Here is a 17,065-nt window from a genome sequence, read left to right as displayed (position 1 = left end):
GCTAGGCCTTGAGGTCCAGAAGCTCGTCACCGGCGGCGACGGTACCGGAGGCCGTCGTGAAGACGGCGGAGAAGTCCGGCGTGTTGGTCACGATGACCATGGTCTCCGTCGAGAGGCCGGCCGCCTTGATCTGCTCTAGGTCGACGTCCATGAGCGGCTGGCCAGCGCTCACGCGGTCCCCCGGCTTAACGTAGGCGGCGAAGGGCTTGCCGGCGAGGTTCACCGTGTCGATGCCGATGTGGATGAGGATCTCGGCACCCTGGTCGGAGACGAGTCCCACGGCGTGGCCGGTGTCCGCGACGAGGCTCACGGTGCCGTCGCAGGGCGAGACGAGCGCGCCGTCCGAGGGCACGACCACGCAGCCGTCGCCCATACCCTTGCCAGCGAAGATCGGGTCGGAGCAGCGCTCCATGGGAAGCACCTCGCCGGCAATCGGCGCCACGAGCGTACCGCTGGCGAGCACGGGCGCGGCAGGAGCAGCCGAGGCGGCGGGCTCGGGGGCCTCCTTCTCGGCCACAGGCTCGTCGCCCCTCTCGAAGTGGCCGTAGAGGACGAAGGTGAGGGCGGCCGAGATGCCGGCGGCGATGACCATGGCGATGATGATGTTGATCAGGTGCTGCATGGTGCCGTCGCCGATGTAGAGCAGGACCGCGGGCAGGCCACCGGAGCCGGTGGCAAAGCGGTGGGTCTGCGTGAGGCCGGCGTAGAGGCCGCCGCACGCGCCGCCGATCATCGCAGCCACGAGCGGGTACTTCTTGGGCAGGTTGGTGCCGTAGAGGATGGGCTCGGTGATGCCCATGAAGGCGGTGATGGCACCGGGCATGGCGACCTTGCGGTCCTTCTTGGAGCGCAGCGCCACCACGAGGCCGGCCGAGGCCTGGGCCATGTTGGAGACGATGTTGCCGGGGCCCCAAATGGAGTCGTAGCCGAGGTCGGCCATCTGGATGGGGCCGAGCGGGGCGATGCCGTTGTGGATGCCAAACATGACCATCACCGGGCACAGGCCGCCGATGAGCACGGCCGGGACCCACGCGGCGTTCTCGGCGAGGAAGGTGAAGAAGACGCTGAGCCACTCGCCCACGATGTAGCCGATGGGGCCGAGGACGGAGAAGGCCAGCGTGCCCATCACGAGGAACGTGAGCATGGGGACGAAGACCAGGTTCACCGACGCGGGGATGTGCCTGTTGAGCCACCTCTCCACGAAGGACTGGACGAACACGATCAGGATGATGGGGATGACGCTGCTGCCGTAGCTTGCCAGCGTGAACGGGATGACCTCGAAGAAGTTCACTGGCTCGGCCGCCGCCACGAAGGCGCTCCAGTTGGGGTGGAGCAGCATCGCAGCCACGCCGGCGGCGAGGATCGGGTTGCACTTGAGCTTCTGCGCCTCGGTGAAGGCAAGCAGCATCGGAAGGAAGTAGAACACGCCGTCCGCAAAGATGTTGAGCATCTGGTAGGTCTGCGAGTCCGTGCTGATGAGCTCGAAGGTGGTGAGCAGCGCCATCACGGCCTTGACCATGCCGGCACCGGAGAGGGCCGGGATGATGGGCTGGAACGTGCCGGCCACGAAGTCGATCACCCGGTCGAAGGCGCCCTTCTTCTCCGCCGGGGGCTCGGCGTCCTTCTCGCCCGTGTCGACGAGCTTCTCAACCTCCTCGAAGACGTCGGCGACGTGCGGGCCGATGCACACCTGGAACTGACCCGCGCCATGGATGACGCCCACGACGCCGTCGTGCGCCTTGATGGCCTCCTCGTCGGCCTTTCCCTCGTCGGCGAGGGTGAAGCGCAGGCGCGTCTGGCAGTGATACGCCTGCGTCACGTTCTCCTTCCCGCCCACGAGCCGCACGATGTCCCGCGCGAGGCCCTCGTACTTCTTGGACATGGTCCCTCCTTGCGTCTGGGCGCGGCCCGTGCCGCACCGTGTTGAGGGAGACGATAAAAGCGCTGGTAGATAGCCTCAATAGTTTCCGGGAATGATGAAACGAGGTTTCACGGCGAGAAGGACGGGCGGCCTGGAACGTGAAACGGGATGAAACTTTGCCGCTCGCCGACGGGCAGTTCCGGCGATCGGCGGGCGGTGCCTCACCGCTCCGAGATCTCCTTGAGGACGGCGAGACGCTCCTCCTCGAGCGCGTGGCCACCGACGAGCTTGGTCTGGAGGTTCTTCTCGTAGTCCCGCGCAAAATAGCAGGAGAACAGGACGTTCAGGAGGTAGCTCACCGACTCCTCCGTGGAGAAGTTGGCGATCTTGGTGTAGAGGCGCTCGCGCGAGGCGATGGTGAGCACGCACGGGATGGTCTTGCGCAGGTAGTTGTTGCCGCCGCTCGTGAGCGCGATGAGCCGCACGCGGTTGGCGATCATCGCCCCGACCTGCGCCATGGGGTTGGCGTCGGCGTTGTTGCCCGAGTAGGAGATGACGATCGCGCAGTCGTCCGGGCCGAGGCTGCGCGCCACGATGCCCATGTCGCCGGGGCTCACCGCCGTCGCCTGCTTGCCGATGGCAAGGAGCTTGCGGCAGAAGGACTCGCCGCAGTAGTGGTTGGGCGTGCGTCCGAAGACCCAGACGCGCTCGGCGCGCTGCAGGTGGCGCACCGCCATGGCGAGCATGCCGCGGTCGAGCTGGGCGTAAGTCGCCGCCACGGACTCCGCCATGAGATTGCCGATGTTCTCGAGGATGCGCGCGTCCGGGTCCTGCGCGGTGAAGGGGAAGTTCACTTCCACGTCCTGCGCATGCTGGCGCTCGAAGGCGTCCTCGCGCACGAACTCGCGGAGGAACTCACGCCAGCCGTCAAAGCCGAGCGCCTTGGCGAAGCGCGTGACCGAGGCCTTTGAGGTGTAGGTCTCGCGCGCGACGTCCGCGATCGTGAGCTCGGGCAGCCGCGCGTGCTCGCTCAGGGCGAACTCTGCGATAGTCCGTCGCGAGTCCTCGTAGGTGGCGGCAAGCTCCTCGATGCGGTGGATGAGATACATGGGAACTCCTAGCTGTCACGCGGAGCAATGCGGTAGGTACGGGCGCGCGCCGACCCCTCAGCGATTACGCGGCCAGAATCGACCAATCGACGGAGAAGCTCGTTGGTCCGAGATATCTTTAGCCCGGCCTCAGATGCGATTTGTACCGTTTTTGCCTCGCCCAGGCTCACAAGCACCGAATACACTCTCTCAAGGCTCTCCCTCCCTTTGGATAGAGACACCTCTTTTCTTCTATCTACCGATAGTATCTGCCGGTTTTTTTCGGTAGATACTTCTATTTTCGGCAGATTCTTGTCCGCTTCGGCAGATCTAATCGTCAGATACTCAGCGGAAGTCTCCACCCCCGCCAGTGGCAACCTAAGCACCGTCCGATCCGGGCCAAACTCCTCCTCATAGCACGGCTCGGCATATCCCGCATCCGCCCAGCCAGCGTAAATCTTGGAGAGCCCACTGCCCGCACGCTCCCCCACCTTCACCATGGAGAACATCCTCAGGATCGTCTCGTTGCGCGGATCAGAGGCTCCCGGCCTGCGCGCGTCCTCGATGTCCATGCGAAAGTCCCCGGGATTGGCAATGGAGAGACTCTCCTCTCCGCGCACGCACACCACACCACGCCGCTCGTAGTAGTTGGCGTTGACGAGGCAATTGGTCAGTGCCTCCCGCAGAGCCACATGCGCCGGGGTGTCGTCCACGCGATGAATGCCCTCGAGCTTGAACGGCACCTTGAGCGCCTGCTTCATGCTGCTGTACGCGCGATAGTAGAAGTCGAAGAGGTTTCCCGACCAGTCCCCATCTTGTGAGGTAAAGCGATCGACCCAGCGAAGCGATGCGTCCGTTTCCTCACGATAGTCAAGAAAGTAGTGCGGAAACTCGAGGATGATCCACCGGTCCTGCCCAAACATAAGAAGTCCGGCGGCAGTTGGGTGAAGCGCGCCCCTCTCGTCCCGCGCGGCACCACCGATGCTCTCGAGGAAGGCGTCGTCCTCGTAGGAGTTCCAGACATGTCCCTCGTGCTCCTGGCGATACCGGATCCGATACCGCTCGATCGTCGCAGCATCCAGATGCTCCATCGGGGTGTCAGGAAGAATCCTGGCATCTTGCGTCTCCGCAGCGGCGTCACGCATCATGGACTGAATCTCCTCGTACGAGCAGAGGTAATCACCTGCATGGTTGCGCCTAAACGCTCGCTTGGGGTTGTCGTTCAGATAGACGGGCTTCACGCGACGGTTGGCCCTCGGGACCTCAATGGCAATGATCCTCACGCCGTCTTCCTCGAACACCCGGACGTCCTCGTCAAGAAGAACGTTGACGCTCACCTTCTGCTCGTTGTTGACGGTGTTCCAGAAGTCGTCAAGCAGGCGCGAGACATCGGACACCCCCACGGGCACGAGCGTTCCGTCCGCACGCTCCTCCACACCAAGCAGGATGAGCCCGCCGGATGAATTGGCAAAAGCAGAGTATGATTCCCAAACGCTGCGAGGCAAGCCGCCCCTCGCCGCCTTTGCCTCAAGACGATAGTTCTCCCTGTAACGAGCCAACTCCAAGAGCTGCATGGGTCCTCGCATCCTCAGGCACCTGTCATGGGGACATTGTATCGTCGCGACCGGACAACAATTCCCACCCAAACTCAGCCCATGAGCGCCATGAGCACGGGGACGATGACGAACGACGCGATGGTGGAGACGATGGTGCCCTGGGAGAGCAGCTCGCCGGGACGGCCGTACGTGGAGGCGATCGCCGCCGCCATCGAGCCCGTGGGCATGGCGAGCATCACGATGAAGACGCCGAGCGAGAGCGCGTCCGGCACCACTGGGGCCAGCAGCAGGTAGCACGCCGCCGGCACGAGCAGGAAGCGGATGGCCGAGAAGCCCCAGAGGCGCCAGTTGCCCAGCACCCGCCGCAGGTCAGCCTCGGCGATGGCAAGGCCGACGAGCATCATGGCCAATGGGGACGTGGCGCCGCCCACCATGTCAACGGCCTGGGCCACCGGGCCGGGCAGGGCCACGCCCGAGAAGAACACGGCGAGCGCGATGACGCTCGCGACCATGGGGACGTTGAGGACGTTCTTGAGGATGCCCGCCAGGTGAGAGGGGCGCGCGGGCGCCGCGTCCTTCTCGCCGTCCTTATCGTTTGCGGAACCCGAGGTCAGAACCCCGACGCCGATGCTGTAGAGGAAGACGTTGGAGACCGCGATGAAGATGCTCCCCAGAAAGACCGACCCGCCGCCGAAGAGCGACTCGAGCACGGCAAAGCCGATGAAGCCCGTGTTGGTGAGCACGCCCATGAAGAGGTAGAGCGGCCACTCGCCGCGTGGCGCCCGCAGCACGAGACACGCGAGCGCCGCTGCGGCGAGCATCACGAAGAAGAGCGCCGTGCCGAGGATGAACGACCACGTGATCTGCTCGGTGCCCGCAGAGCTGTCGACCTCGCCCACCGACGCCAGGATCGTACACGGCAGCGTCACGTTGAAGATGAGCGCGGAGAGCTTGGGGCGCACCTCCGAGGTGAGAAAACCAGCCCGTGCCGCGACGTAGCCGACGAGCGTCACGAGCACGAGCGAGCCCATGCTCCCGATGACGGTCAGGATATCCATGCGCAGCGAGCCTACTTTGCGTTGGGGTTCGTGGTGCCGGCAAGGGGTTTCTCGCCGGGGCGGGCCGCCGGGCCCACGAGCTCGTGCGCGGTGTACGGCTCCTCGAGGTAGGCGACCTCGTCTGCCGTGAGCGCCACGTCGAGCGCGGCCACCGCGTCGTCCACGCGCTCGGGCTTGGAGCAGCCCACGATCGGCGCCTCCACGCCGCGCGCCCAGTGCCACGCGAGCGCGATGCGCGACATGGGGACGCCGCGGCGCTCGGCCAGCTCGGCCACGCGCGCGACGATGGGCAGGTCGCGCTCGCGGTCGGCGTCGTACTTGTTGCGCATCGTGGCGTCGGTCGTCGAGCGCTTGGACGTGGAGTCCCAGGTGGGGCGGCACAGGTGCCCGGACGCCATCGGGCTGTACGGCGTGAGCGCCATGCCAAACTGGCGACAGACGGGAATCATCTCGCGCTCGTCCTCGCGATAGAGGAGGTTGTAGTGGATCTGGGCGGACGAGAAGGACGTGAGGCCCGCGCGCTCGGCCACGACCTGCATGTTGTGCAGCTGGTAGGCGTACATCGCGCTCGCGCCCAGAGCGCGCACCTTGCCGCCGCGCACGAGGCCGTCGAGCGCCTCCATGGTCTCCTCGATGGGCGTGTTGTAATCGAAGCGGTGGATGATGTAGAGGTCGAGATAGTCCGTCTGGAGGCGGCGCAGCGTGCCGTCAATCTCCCGGTTGATGGCCTCGCGGGAGAGGCCGCCCTCGTTGAAGAAGACCTTGCTCGCCAGGACCACCTGGTCACGCGGGGCGCCCAGGTCACGCAGGGCCTGCCCGATGTACTCCTCGCTCGTGCCGTGCGCGTAGCAGTTGGCCGTGTCGATGAAGTTCACACCCAGCTCGAGCGCGCGGGCGATCACCGCGCGCGTCTCGTCCGGGCCGATCGTCCACTGGTGGAAGTCCGCCGAGGGCGCGCCGAAGCTCATCCCGCCGATGCACAGGCGCGGAATCCTGATGCCCGAGCGTCCGAGCGTCGTGTAGGTCATGTCTGCCATGTACAACCCTCCTGCCAATTGAGATGTCCTACGCCGGGTACTGCTCGTCGGTGACGGGCTCGAGCCACTCGTTCGTGCAGTTCTCGCCCGGCGCCTCGAAGGCGATGTGGCTGAACCAGGAGTCGCGCGCGGCGCCGTGCCAGTGCTTCACGCCCTCCGGGATCACCACGACGGTGCCTGGCGTGAGCTCCTGCGGGTCCTTCCCCCATTCCTGGTACCAGCCGCGACCGTCGGTGCAGATGAGGATCTGCCCGCCTCCCTTGGTTGCGTGGTGGACGTGCCAGTTGTTACGACACCCCGGCTCAAAGGTCACGTTGGCGAGGCCAACGCCGCACTCGGCAGCGCTGGTCAGCGGGTTCAGGTAGGACTGGCCGGTGAAGTAGGCCGCGTACGCGTCGTTGGGGTCGCCCAGGCCGAACATGGGGGTGAAGTCGTTCTTCTCGCTCATGGTTCTTCTCCTTTGCTCGATGTGGAAAAGGGACAGTCCCTTTTCCACGTTATTTGGCGGCGCCGTCGATGCAGGCAAGGGCGTTCAGGCTGCGCGGGTAGCCGATGTAGGGCAGGATCTGCATGACCACGCGGTAGAGGAAGTCCTTGGTGCGGCCCAGGTTCATGTTGGCGCCCGCGTGCGCCGTGGCCTGCGGCTCGCAGCCGCCCTGCGCCGCGAGGTAGCAGAACGTGACCATCTCGCGGTCCAGGTCCGAGAGGCCGCCGCGCGTGTAGTAGTCTCCGAAGCAGTTCTCGGCGAGCCACCGGTTCGCGTTGGCACGCTCGGGGGCGCCGGTCTTCCAGCTCTCGCGCATGTGCTCGCCAAAGTAGTCGACCTGCTTCTGGTTGCCGGCGGCGCCGCGCGTCTCGAGCGTCGTGGTGCCCTGCGCGGGCAGCGGGAGCCCCACGCCCTTCTCGGAAAACACCTCGTTCATGGCCGAGAAGAACGGGCGGGTCCGGCCGATGCCGAGATACGCCGTGCCCTGGTAGACGACCTCGCGCACCTCGACGGGGGTGACGGCCTCGGCGTCAAGCGCCTCGGCCAGCGTGACGCGGAACTGCTCTGCGCCCTGGCAGCCGAGAAGCGCCGCCAGGATCGCGAGGGAGCGCTCGCGCGCCGGGAGCTCGGCCGTGGGCTCGCCGGGCACCTCCTCGCCCGCAAAGTAGGCGAAGCGCTCCGCGAACTCCGGGTCGGTCCCCTCGAACTCGGTCATGCCTGCAGATAGTGACATTGTTGCTCCTCTCTCAACCGACTATGCGCTCAGCTCGATGCGAACGTCGTGGGTTCCCGTGAGGCCGCGCAGCGCGTCGAGCGGGCCCGCCGCGTGGCCCAGCGTCACCTGGCCGCCGTAGCGCATGGAGTTGCGCTCGTCATCAAAGAAGAGCGCGAGCCAGTCGCCCTCGGGCTTGTAGTTGAGGTCGCCGTCGGACCAGCCGGGGTGGACGTCGGTCGCGTCGTGCGGCAGCGGGAAGCCCAGCTGCCCGCAGCACCCCACGCTCGAGACGCTCATGCGGGGCGTCAGCGGCAGGTGAGTGGCAAAGGCCTGGGCGGCTGTGGACCCGTTCAGCTCCACCGGCAGCACGACCTCGCCTATCCACAGCTCAACCCTCACGTTCGCCCCCCCCGTGGAAAAGGGACTGTCCCTTTTCCACATTCTCGGACGAAGCTGGATGAGGAACAATTGCTTATAATTAATACTGCGATATTACTTTTGGTAATGAGGTGGACCATGGAACTCCGCACGCTGCGCTACTTCCTCGCCGTCTGCGAGCACGGCACCATGTCGCGCGCGGCGGAGGCGCTGCACGTGACGCAGCCCGCGCTCTCCCGGCAGATCGCCGCGCTGGAGCGCGAGCTGGGCACACCGCTGCTGGAGCGCCACAGCCGCAGCGTCACGCCCACCGAGAAGGGCCTCTACCTGCGGAGACGTGCGCAGGAGATCGTAGGCCTCGCAGACCAGACCGCAGCCGACCTCGCGCACGGTGAGGACATCGTGGAGGGCGACGTCTTCATCGGCGCCGGCGAGTCCGAGGGCCTGCGCGTGATTGCCCGCCACGTGCGTGCCTTTCGCGAGAAGTACCCCGGCGTGCGCTTTCACCTGCACAGCGGCAACGCGCCGGACCTCATCGAGCGCCTGGAGCACGGCATCGACGACTTCTCCGTGCTGATGAGCTACCCCGACGTGGACCGCTACGCCCACCTTCGCCTCTCCCCCACCGACGCCTGGGGCGTCCTCGTGCGCGACGACGACCCGCTGGTCGCGCGCGAGGCCGTGGGCCCCGCCGACCTTCTCGACGCGCCGCTCATCGTGCCCGAGCGCCACGCCAAGGGCGACCAGCTCACCGGGCTTCTCGCCACATGGTTTGGCGAGCGTGCCGCCGAGGCCAACATCGCGGCGACGTACAACCTCGCCTACAACGGCGCGCTGCTCGTGCGCGAGGGCGTGGGTCGCATGCTCTCCTTCGACGGGCTCACGACCGTGGGCCCGGGCACGGAGCTGGAGTTTCGCCTGCTCTTCCCGCCGCTCGTCTCGGTCATCGACCTCGCCTGGAAGCGCGACGTCCCTCTCGGCGATGCCGCGAGCCGGTTCCTGGACAGCCTAAAATGAGGCGGAGAACAGACGCTCGCCCTGGAAAGGAGCACCCATGAAGGTCATGCTCGTGAACGGAAGCCCGCACAAGGCGGGGAGCACCAACCGCGCACTCGAGGAGGTGGCGCGCACCCTGGAGGCCGAGGGCGTGGAGACGGAGATCTTCTGGATCGGCGCCAGGCCCGTGGGCGGCTGCGTGGCCTGCGGCGGCTGCGCCAAGCTGGGGCGCTGCGCGTTCGACGACGTGGTGAACGAGTTCCGTCCCAAGGCTGCCGAGGCCGACGGCTTCGTCTTTGGCGCGCCGGTCCACTACGCGCACGCGGCGGCGTCGCTTCTGGGCTTCATGGACCGGCTCTTCTACAGCAACGGCCGCGCGGGCGAGAAGAACGTGCTCGCGTTCAAGCCGGCGGCGGCCGTGGCGAGCGCCCGGCGCGGCGGCACCACCTCGGCCTTCGACGACATCAACAAGTTCTTCACCATCGCACAGATGCCGGTGGTGAGCTCGCGCTACTGGAACAACGTGCACGGCAACGTGGCCGAGGAGACCGAGCGGGACGCCGAGGGACTCTGGACCATGCGCCAGCTCGGCCGCAACATGGCGTGGATGCTCAAGTGCCTGGAGGCGGGCCGCGCGGCGGGCGTGCCGCTGCCCGCGCAGGAGACCGGTCAGCAGACGAACTTCATCCGGTAAGTCTGTAAATTGGGGACTGTCCCCAATTCACAGAGTCACGCGGCGGCGATCGCGAGCGTGCCCGCCACCAGGAGCGCGAGGCCCACAAGCTCGCGACGGCCCAGCCGCTCGCGCAGCACGAGCACGGAAAACGCCACCGTCACGAGAATGCTCAGCTTGTCCACGGGCACGACCACGCTCACGGGGCCGTTCTGAATGGCATAGTAGTAGCAGAGCCAGCTCGCGCCCGTGGCCACACCAGAGAGCGCGATGAAGGCCGCCTCGCGCCGATCGATGCCTCTGAGCTGGCGCTGCTTGCCGCGCGCGAGCACGATCGCCCACGCCATCACGAGCACCACGCCCGTCCTGAGCGCCGTCGCGAGGTTGGACTCCACGCCCTCGACGCCCACCTTGGCGAGAATCGACGTGAGCGCCGCAAAGCCGGCGGAGAGCACGGCAAAGACCGCCCAGCGCCGGTCGCACGGGGCGCCGTCCGGGCACGCGTCGTCCTTCTCGCCCGCCGCCATGAGAAGCGTGCCCACCAGGAGCAAAGCCGTCCCCGCTAGCTTGAGCGGCAGCCCGTCCGTCTCCCCAAAGAGCGCGATGGCGAGAAGGACCGTGAGCGCCGTGCTCGACTTGTCGATGGGCGCCACGCGGCTCACGTCCGCGAGCGAGAGCGCCCGGAAGTAGCAGAGCCAGCTCGCGCCCGTGGCCAGCCCCGAGAGCACGAGAAACGCGGCCGAGTGCGGCGTGACCTGCGCGAGCGTGCCCTGCGAGCCCACCACGAACACCATGAGCCAGGAGAAGGCCAGCACCACGCAGGTGCGCAGCGCCGTCACCAGGTCGGAGTCCGTCTCGCGCACGCCGAGCTTGGCGAGAACCGCCGTGGCGCCCGCAAAGAGCGCCGAGCCGCACGCCGCCAGCAGCCACATGTCGCGCCTCCCTCGCCTGTGTCCAGCGAGCACCGTTGTAGCACACGACGCGGCCGCGCGGGCAAGCGCGGACGCTACCGCAGCGAGCGCCCCAGCTCGAAGGCGCGCCGTGGAGCGTCCGTGGCGCGCGTCATGGACGGGGTGCCGCAGCCGAGCACGCGCCCGCAGTCGCGCAGGTCGAGGTAGCGGACAAGCGCGTCGTAGTGCGCCTCGAGCGCGTCGAAGGTCCAGCCGTCCGCGTTCCACGCCACGGCGAGAAGGACGGAGCGCAGCCGGCGCGCCGTGATGGCGGAGTTCTCGGAGCAGAACCGGTCGATCACGGCCTTGAGCTGGGCCGTCATGCCGTAGTAGTAACGTCAGCATCGTCATTAACAGCGGGAGCGCAATTGTTCCCACCGCGTACAAGGAGGCGGTACAAGGAAAAGATGATGCTATGTTCAACCACACCCTCCAAGAGTGCCGAGACGGGCTAATGCGGGATATGGCTGAGTTCGGCGAGCGTTACACCGTGCTTGCCGTTGCCTTGACTCTATTGGACAACCAAGAGACGCAAGAGCTTGTACGGCGGTGGTTCGACTTGTATATGCAAGTCATAGACGAAGACTCTTACTTAAGAGTCGGCAACGAACTAGAGGAGTTGGAGAGTCGCATTATCGCCACCGCAAGCGGAAAGAAGCAAACTAAAGCTTGCCAAGTAACTGAAGAAAGGGGCTTTCCTATGAAGAAGTGGAATGTGAAGCAGCTTGCCCGCGTTCACAAGAAGTTCGCGGAAGAGTACTTTGACAATGACGCTGAGGCTAAGGCGGACGAGGTTATCACCGAGCACCCCGAGCTTGCGGCAATCCGCGACACTCTCATTGCTCAGTACAGTAGCGACGAGGACACCGCAATCCTCGGTGACGCTCTCGATATTTGCGAGTTCTTCTCTGAGGAGAACAGGACTCAGGGGATGGAGTTCTCCACACCGCACACCAAGTCTGTGACTATGACTCTCCGCTCGAACCTTGCCGCCTAACGCAACTTCGAGCAGTTCCTCAACGAGGAGCCTAGCGACGATTACGCCGCCGTCTACAACAAGCTTATGAACGACTTTGAGGATTACTTCGTCCTCGCAAGCGAAGATATGCTCTGCGACTACTACACCGACTATCGCGAGTTCCGTGATTCCTACATCGAGGAGGAGAACGCCCGCAACAAGGCGGCTGCGGCGAAGCGTGCGGCGAAGAGGGGTGAGTGACGTGGACAAAGCATTATGGAACGTTTATCAGCTTCTCGGAACCGAGTCCATAATTGCCGAGACTGAGAGACTGTGTGAACAGTTGGATGGGGAAGCCAAAGCCCGCGACGAAAGGGTGAACCAGTTCCTTGCGTGGTTTGGCTCTCTATCGGAGGAGCAGAAGGCTCTCTACTGTGAGGCATCCAAAGACATTACTGACAGGGAGGAGCGGATTTCCTTCTATATGTCACGCTACAAAGAGTCTATCGAAGAGCAGGCGGATGGGACGGGTGTTTCCTAGTCTCGTTCACCAACGGCGAGCACTTTAAGACTGTCGCTCAGACTGTCCGCACCAACCTCAACTACTACAAGAACGTCCTTCAATTCATCCGCGATGAAAAGGAGGAGAAGTATTCGAAGATTTACAAGCAAATCAAGACTAAGGTTAAAGCCTACTTCGAGACTGCGGCTGAGGACATTCTTCTAGACGTGTACGGCGAGCAGTATCTTGAGTTCTTCGATATGAAGACTGCGCAGTTCAAGGAGCAAGCAAAGAGGAACAGCCCGAAGAAGGACGAGGAGTGACAAAGGTGGAACCGTGGGACACCCTGAACTTCATAGAGTCTCTGGACATCCAACGGAGGTTGGAGAGAGCAAAAAAGAGGGGTCGGCGTGCGGCAGACGCATACAAAGAACTTCTCAATAGCCTAACCGACGAGCAGAAGGCGCTATTGTCCGCAGCCCTTGATAAGGATGGAGTTGAGGGTTTCAGTGATGTGTTCCATTCAGAGGAGTTCCAAGCAACCTTTTCTGAAGAGCAGCAAACCCTGCTTAAGATTTCACGTAATTATTAGGTAAAGCGTATGACAATCGGGGCGTTCCCTCGCGGAGCGCCCTTTTTTCTTAGCTCGTAGCTAAATTATATTCCTCTACCCCTCTGGTAGAATCAGAGTTGCCACACTGCCGCCCTAACGGGTGGTGCCTAACAACCTAGCGTAAGCGGTAGTCAGGGGGAGTCTTCTCCCTCCCTGAGACTGCTTACGTACACGTAGGCACCGAAGGCAGTGTGCCAACTGTGGGCGGAGACTCCCCCTCACTGTCTTGATGTATGGGACTTCTTCCACAGTCTCTATCGGACTGCTTTTGGAAGGAGCGAGCATGGATGCCAATTCACACAATCTCATTGTTATTATCTTTGCTGCTTTCATCGCCATTCTCGGAGCTATCGGCACATATCAATCCGCCAAAAAGGCAAAGGCACAAGATGAGGCCGAACAAAAACAGGCAGAGGAAGCGAAGGCTCGTGCCATAGCCGAACAGAAGCAACGTGAAGAAGACGAATACTTCAAGAAAGTCGACACCCTTTATCGCGGTTGCCGCAAAAGGAAGATTGTTGATTGGAGTTCAAACGAATCTGAAATTATTCTTGTCGCTCGCAACATCCTCAACGATTCAAACATGAGTGAACGGGACATTCAAAGATATTTTGAGCTTGGCAAGGAGCGTTTCGAAGCCGCAGAACGCGAGAAGAAGGATGCCGCAAGGCGGCAAGAGTGCGATGAGGTTCAAGCTGAGAAGGCGCGCGCTGAACTTATTGGAAAAGAAAAATATTATACGAACACGCTTGAGCAAATGAAGATTTGTAAGAAGCTCGTAGATGATTGGCACGAACGAATAAAGCTGCGCGGGCAATTCATCGCTTCTGCTGGAATGAAGCCAAAGCCCAAAAGCACGGTTGCGTCGGCAACCATCAATAGCGCACTTTTTGGAACAGCCGCCGGTGTTGCTGCCGCAGATAGAACCCGCGCCCAGAACGAACGCGCGCAAGCTACATATGATTCGCTCCAAAATACTCTTCAGGAAACATTTTCCAAGCCAACAGACGAAGACACAGAGGCGATTCGTGCAGAGGGTTTTCTTGAAGAACTCGGCTATTTCAAAGATGCGATTGATGGACGCATTTGCTCAGATGATAAAGAGTCAGCCAAGTACTTCGATTCTCTGCAAGTGACTGTAAAAGAAAGGAAGTTCAGCAAGTCACATAAAAACCTTGTCGCAACAATAGAGGTAACAGTTGGTTACCCCCACTTCTTCAACACACTCGCGATTATTGATGGTTCTCTTCGACTAGTCGCTAAACTCAATAACGAGGTTATCGGAGAGGGATATTTTTGCGGCGATGGATTCGGACACATTTGTTATACGGAAGAGCTTGGTTTCGAAGGCTACCTTAATACTTACAGCACCCTGCGCAACCGCAACGTCCGCAAAGCCAAAAAGCCCAGCACCTTCGAAGCCGATGTGCTGATTCAGCTTTACGATGATGTAGAGCTGTCAACCATACGTGGAGTGTCGATAGAGGTTGAACCCTATCACCTCTGGCTTTTGGAAGGTGATTGTCCGGTTATAGAGGATGAAGAAGAGGAAGAGGAGTAAGAGTCGCGCTAATACAAAAAACGGGCACCCGCCGCAAGAGGTGGGTGCCCGTTTCGTTATGGAATGTCTGTATCAATGGTTGGGTCATACGGACGTGTGTTCAGGTAGATATTACCGTCCTTGATAACGTTGTCGTACTTGCGTTCATTCTCAAGTTGCTCTTGGAGTTGTTGGTTCTGTACTACCAAGTTGGCGATAGTCGAGTTGAGCGTTGTGATGTTATCCGCGTTCTCGTCTATCTGCTCTTGGAGCTGTACGGCAACGTCCTCGTCCAAGAGTTGCCTAACGTTGTCGTACCACGCTTGAAAACTGGAAGTGATAGCGTCCAAGTCGAAGCGTAGGTTTATCCAAGGGCAATCACTCGTTCCACGCAAGTCCTCAACCATCTCGTCCGTGAGGAACTGAGCGTTGGCGGGAACGGTTATCTTCGCCAACAGCAAGTCGAAGAGTCCGGTTGAGCGTGCGAAAAGCGGGTTTCCCTCCCCTTCCGCACCCTCCAAGTATTTGAGGTAGACGCTTCGCTTCTCCGAGTCGAAGCGTAGTGCTATGTAGTCCACCCGCTCTTGGGAATTGCCGTTGGATAGAGTGAACTGCCTGTCCTCGGTGTTCTGGTAGAAGCGTCCCTTGATGAAGGCGTCACCGGGATTCACCACCACCGCGAAAGAGTTCTCGATAGGCTCAACCAAGAGTGCGGTTGAGGTGTTGGGGATAAGCCCGTCTCCCCAGAAGCCCGCGAACATGGCGGCAGCGGAGAAGCGTGCTCAGAAGCGAGAGTCCCAAGAGTAGGGCGGGCAACAAGTCTTGATTTGCGGGGCGTCCCCTTGCGGGGCGTCCCTTTTTCTTAGCTGTTGGCTTAGTGTCAACAACCACCCTCTCTGATAGAATCCAAGTTGCCACACTGCCGCCCTAACGGGTGGTATTCACAACATAGTTTCCGTGAGTCTCTAGTCAGGGGGAGTCTTCTCCCTCCCTGATGTGACTCACGTATACCGTGAACACCAAGGGCAGTATGGCAACTGTGGGCGGAGACTCCCCCTCACTGTTTGACACGCGGGACTTCTTCCACAGTCTCTAATGGGCTGCTTTTGGAAGGAGCAGGTTATGGACGTACCCGCCATCCTCAATCTAATCGAAACAATCGACAGACAAAAAATAACCAGCGTCAAAGAGCTCCTTGAATATCACGACAAGTTGCCGACTCACAACCCGGAATACGTTGTGGACGGCATTGACGAAGCGCTGGACGACCCGGCGGCCATCACACTTATTTGCACGCACCTCCTACTAAAAAGAATGAAGGGGTAGCAGTGAAGGGCACATTCTTTCTCGGGCATAAGAGGTTGCTGGTATTCATAGCCCTTGCCGTCATCGTAGCCATAGCCGCGCCCACAGCCGTTTACGTTAATTCGAATAACGCAGAAAGGGCTGCCGAACAAGAGCGTCTCGACAACATCCAGAAGGAGCTTGACAAGATAGACGCACAGCTATCCAACGGTAACCCCGAAGAGGTTGCCGACGCTTGGACGCAGCTCGTCTCAAACGCTAACACGGAGCAATATCGCGATTTCGCAGAAAAGCATGGCGGCTTCCCAACTGAGTTCGAGTTGAATCGGCTGTGGGATATGCGAACAAGTCTTGAAGAGTATGGCATGACCGGCCTGCCCAGTGAGTACCTCCGTGCGTACAATGAATCTGGACTTGATGAGACGTCTGTTGAGATAGACATCGAGGACTACGGTATTCATGCGAATGCTGGAGATTCAGACAGATACTACTCGTACATTTATCTCAAATTTGATTCCGAGCAATGCAAGGGGCTGTCCCTGGATGAGCTCGTTGCTTTAGCCGGGTTCACCAATCAAACTGAAGATGGGGTCGCCTATCAGCAATATGCATCTAGTGGCAATACTGACCTTCAGTATCGCTATGATTTCCAGTTCGCACCGACAACAATGGGAGGCGAGGACGCACTCTTGGTTGCGGTGTCGAGAACTGAGAGAGAGAACGATTCGCCGACAGAAATGATTTTATATTGCATGCAATTGAACGGCAGAAACGCTGAAGATGTCATTTCGCAGCTTGTTCTGTATTGCGAAAACTCCGGTTGGAGCGGGTTTGGGCTAAACCTAGAGTTTATTCTTTTATCACTCGCGGAAAAAGAGCCAATAGATGCTGGTCAATTTGATTCTGAGCCACACCTTGAGTTTACCTTCGATGAACCTGCTGTCGAACAAGATGATACAGGCGGGTCGCAAGATTCAATTTCTGGTGACAGCTCGAAGAAGGACGAGTTATTGGTAAACGAAGACGGCAAATCAATGTACCGGGTCTATGCCTGCTCAGATTCGTTTGATTTCTCTGGGTCGTACGAGGGTACCGGCAACTTCATCGTCAGAATCTTGGACTCAAACCAGAACCACTATTCGCTTGTGGCAAACGAAATCGGAAGTTATGCGGTAGACACGAGCGTTCCCGTGCAGGAGGGGAATATGTACTATATCGTCATTGAGTGCAGTTACGGTACATGGAACCTACAGTGGACGGGTACATACGGCGGAGCATAAAAGTCGAATAACCAAACGAAAATACGGGCACCCGCCGCAAAGGTAGGTGCCCGTATCTGTTTTGTGCC

The 17,065-nt window shown here is 61.1% G+C and carries 20 protein-coding genes; 9 read left to right on the top strand and 11 right to left on the bottom strand.

Annotated elements, in window-relative coordinates:
* Position 1: 1 nt before the first annotated feature.
* From H6A07_RS03760 to H6A07_RS03725, 8 genes are all read right to left on the bottom strand, one after another.
* Positions 2-1,882: a beta-glucoside-specific PTS transporter subunit IIABC gene (locus tag H6A07_RS03760; RefSeq protein WP_204813594.1), complete on the bottom strand. Its 1,881-nt coding sequence runs from the start codon at positions 1,880-1,882 to the stop codon at positions 2-4.
* Positions 1,883-2,082: 200 nt separating this feature from the next.
* Complete coding sequence (locus tag H6A07_RS03755; RefSeq protein WP_204813593.1) at positions 2,083-2,970, bottom strand: MurR/RpiR family transcriptional regulator; 888 nt, start codon at positions 2,968-2,970, stop codon at positions 2,083-2,085.
* Between the two features lie 8 nt (positions 2,971-2,978).
* On the bottom strand, positions 2,979-4,523 hold the full coding sequence (locus tag H6A07_RS03750) for an RNA-binding domain-containing protein (RefSeq protein WP_204813592.1): 1,545 nt from the start codon (positions 4,521-4,523) through the stop codon (positions 2,979-2,981).
* Between the two features lie 74 nt (positions 4,524-4,597).
* On the bottom strand, positions 4,598-5,563 hold the full coding sequence (locus H6A07_RS03745) for an AEC family transporter (RefSeq protein WP_204813591.1): 966 nt from the start codon (positions 5,561-5,563) through the stop codon (positions 4,598-4,600).
* Positions 5,564-5,574: 11 nt separating this feature from the next.
* Positions 5,575-6,600, bottom strand: coding sequence for an aldo/keto reductase (locus H6A07_RS03740; RefSeq protein WP_239471044.1), 1,026 nt, complete (start codon positions 6,598-6,600; stop codon positions 5,575-5,577).
* A gap of 28 nt (positions 6,601-6,628) precedes the next feature.
* On the bottom strand, positions 6,629-7,048 hold the full coding sequence (locus tag H6A07_RS03735; RefSeq protein WP_204813590.1) for a cupin domain-containing protein: 420 nt from the start codon (positions 7,046-7,048) through the stop codon (positions 6,629-6,631).
* A 49-nt stretch (positions 7,049-7,097) separates the two neighbouring features.
* The gene (locus tag H6A07_RS03730; RefSeq protein ID WP_239471043.1) at positions 7,098-7,820 is read right to left on the bottom strand and encodes a carboxymuconolactone decarboxylase family protein; all 723 of its coding nucleotides are present in this window, start codon (positions 7,818-7,820) and stop codon (positions 7,098-7,100) included.
* Between the two features lie 21 nt (positions 7,821-7,841).
* On the bottom strand, positions 7,842-8,201 hold the full coding sequence (locus H6A07_RS03725) for a cyclophilin-like fold protein (RefSeq protein WP_204813589.1): 360 nt from the start codon (positions 8,199-8,201) through the stop codon (positions 7,842-7,844).
* A gap of 117 nt (positions 8,202-8,318) precedes the next feature.
* Between H6A07_RS03725 and H6A07_RS03720 the strand changes: the two genes are divergently transcribed.
* The gene (locus H6A07_RS03720) at positions 8,319-9,197 is read left to right on the top strand and encodes a LysR family transcriptional regulator (RefSeq protein WP_204813588.1); all 879 of its coding nucleotides are present in this window, start codon (positions 8,319-8,321) and stop codon (positions 9,195-9,197) included.
* Positions 9,198-9,234: 37 nt separating this feature from the next.
* Positions 9,235-9,870: a flavodoxin family protein gene (locus H6A07_RS03715; protein WP_204813587.1), complete on the top strand. Its 636-nt coding sequence runs from the start codon at positions 9,235-9,237 to the stop codon at positions 9,868-9,870.
* Between the two features lie 35 nt (positions 9,871-9,905).
* On the opposite strand, the gene H6A07_RS03710 is transcribed toward H6A07_RS03715, so the two are convergent.
* Both H6A07_RS03710 and H6A07_RS03705 read right to left on the bottom strand, forming a co-directional pair.
* Positions 9,906-10,781, bottom strand: a complete 876-nt coding sequence (locus H6A07_RS03710) for an EamA family transporter (protein WP_204813586.1) — start codon at positions 10,779-10,781, stop codon at positions 9,906-9,908.
* 74 nt (positions 10,782-10,855) lie between these two features.
* Positions 10,856-11,122 carry a hypothetical protein gene (locus H6A07_RS03705; RefSeq protein ID WP_204813585.1) on the bottom strand — a complete coding sequence of 89 codons (267 nt, stop codon included), beginning with the start codon at positions 11,120-11,122 and terminating at the stop codon, positions 10,856-10,858.
* A gap of 92 nt (positions 11,123-11,214) precedes the next feature.
* On the opposite strand from H6A07_RS03705, the gene H6A07_RS03700 reads away from it, so the two are divergent.
* From H6A07_RS03700 to H6A07_RS03680, 5 genes are all read left to right on the top strand, one after another.
* Entirely contained in the window at positions 11,215-11,796 is a 582-nt protein-coding gene (locus H6A07_RS03700; protein ID WP_204813584.1) for a hypothetical protein, read from the top strand.
* Positions 11,797-11,862: 66 nt separating this feature from the next.
* Positions 11,863-12,018 (top strand): hypothetical protein, encoded by a 156-nt coding sequence (locus tag H6A07_RS03695; RefSeq protein WP_204813583.1) that lies wholly within the window; start codon positions 11,863-11,865, stop codon positions 12,016-12,018.
* Between the two features lies 1 nt (position 12,019).
* Positions 12,020-12,298 (top strand): hypothetical protein, encoded by a 279-nt coding sequence (locus H6A07_RS03690; RefSeq protein ID WP_204813582.1) that lies wholly within the window; start codon positions 12,020-12,022, stop codon positions 12,296-12,298.
* A gap of 289 nt (positions 12,299-12,587) precedes the next feature.
* Positions 12,588-12,851 carry a hypothetical protein gene (locus H6A07_RS03685; protein WP_204813581.1) on the top strand — a complete coding sequence of 88 codons (264 nt, stop codon included), beginning with the start codon at positions 12,588-12,590 and terminating at the stop codon, positions 12,849-12,851.
* 304 nt (positions 12,852-13,155) lie between these two features.
* Positions 13,156-14,433: a cell envelope integrity protein TolA gene (locus H6A07_RS03680; protein ID WP_204813580.1), complete on the top strand. Its 1,278-nt coding sequence runs from the start codon at positions 13,156-13,158 to the stop codon at positions 14,431-14,433.
* Between the two features lie 56 nt (positions 14,434-14,489).
* Here the strand turns inward: H6A07_RS03680 and H6A07_RS03675 are convergent, their stop codons facing one another.
* Positions 14,490-15,173 carry a hypothetical protein gene (locus H6A07_RS03675; protein WP_204813579.1) on the bottom strand — a complete coding sequence of 228 codons (684 nt, stop codon included), beginning with the start codon at positions 15,171-15,173 and terminating at the stop codon, positions 14,490-14,492.
* Between the two features lie 361 nt (positions 15,174-15,534).
* On the opposite strand from H6A07_RS03675, the gene H6A07_RS03670 reads away from it, so the two are divergent.
* Both H6A07_RS03670 and H6A07_RS03665 read left to right on the top strand, forming a co-directional pair.
* A complete protein-coding gene (locus H6A07_RS03670; protein WP_204813578.1) occupies positions 15,535-15,738 on the top strand; it encodes a hypothetical protein in 204 nt (67 codons plus the stop codon).
* A 2-nt stretch (positions 15,739-15,740) separates the two neighbouring features.
* Complete coding sequence (locus tag H6A07_RS03665) at positions 15,741-16,997, top strand: hypothetical protein (protein ID WP_204813577.1); 1,257 nt, start codon at positions 15,741-15,743, stop codon at positions 16,995-16,997.
* The last annotated feature ends 68 nt before the right edge of the window (positions 16,998-17,065 follow it).

It is taken from the genome of Olsenella uli (assembly GCF_016899935.1).
Classification (GTDB): Bacteria; Actinomycetota; Coriobacteriia; order Coriobacteriales; family Atopobiaceae; genus Thermophilibacter; species Thermophilibacter uli_B.
Note: the sequence above shows the minus strand (reverse complement) of the source record. Positions and strands in the feature narration are given on the sequence as shown.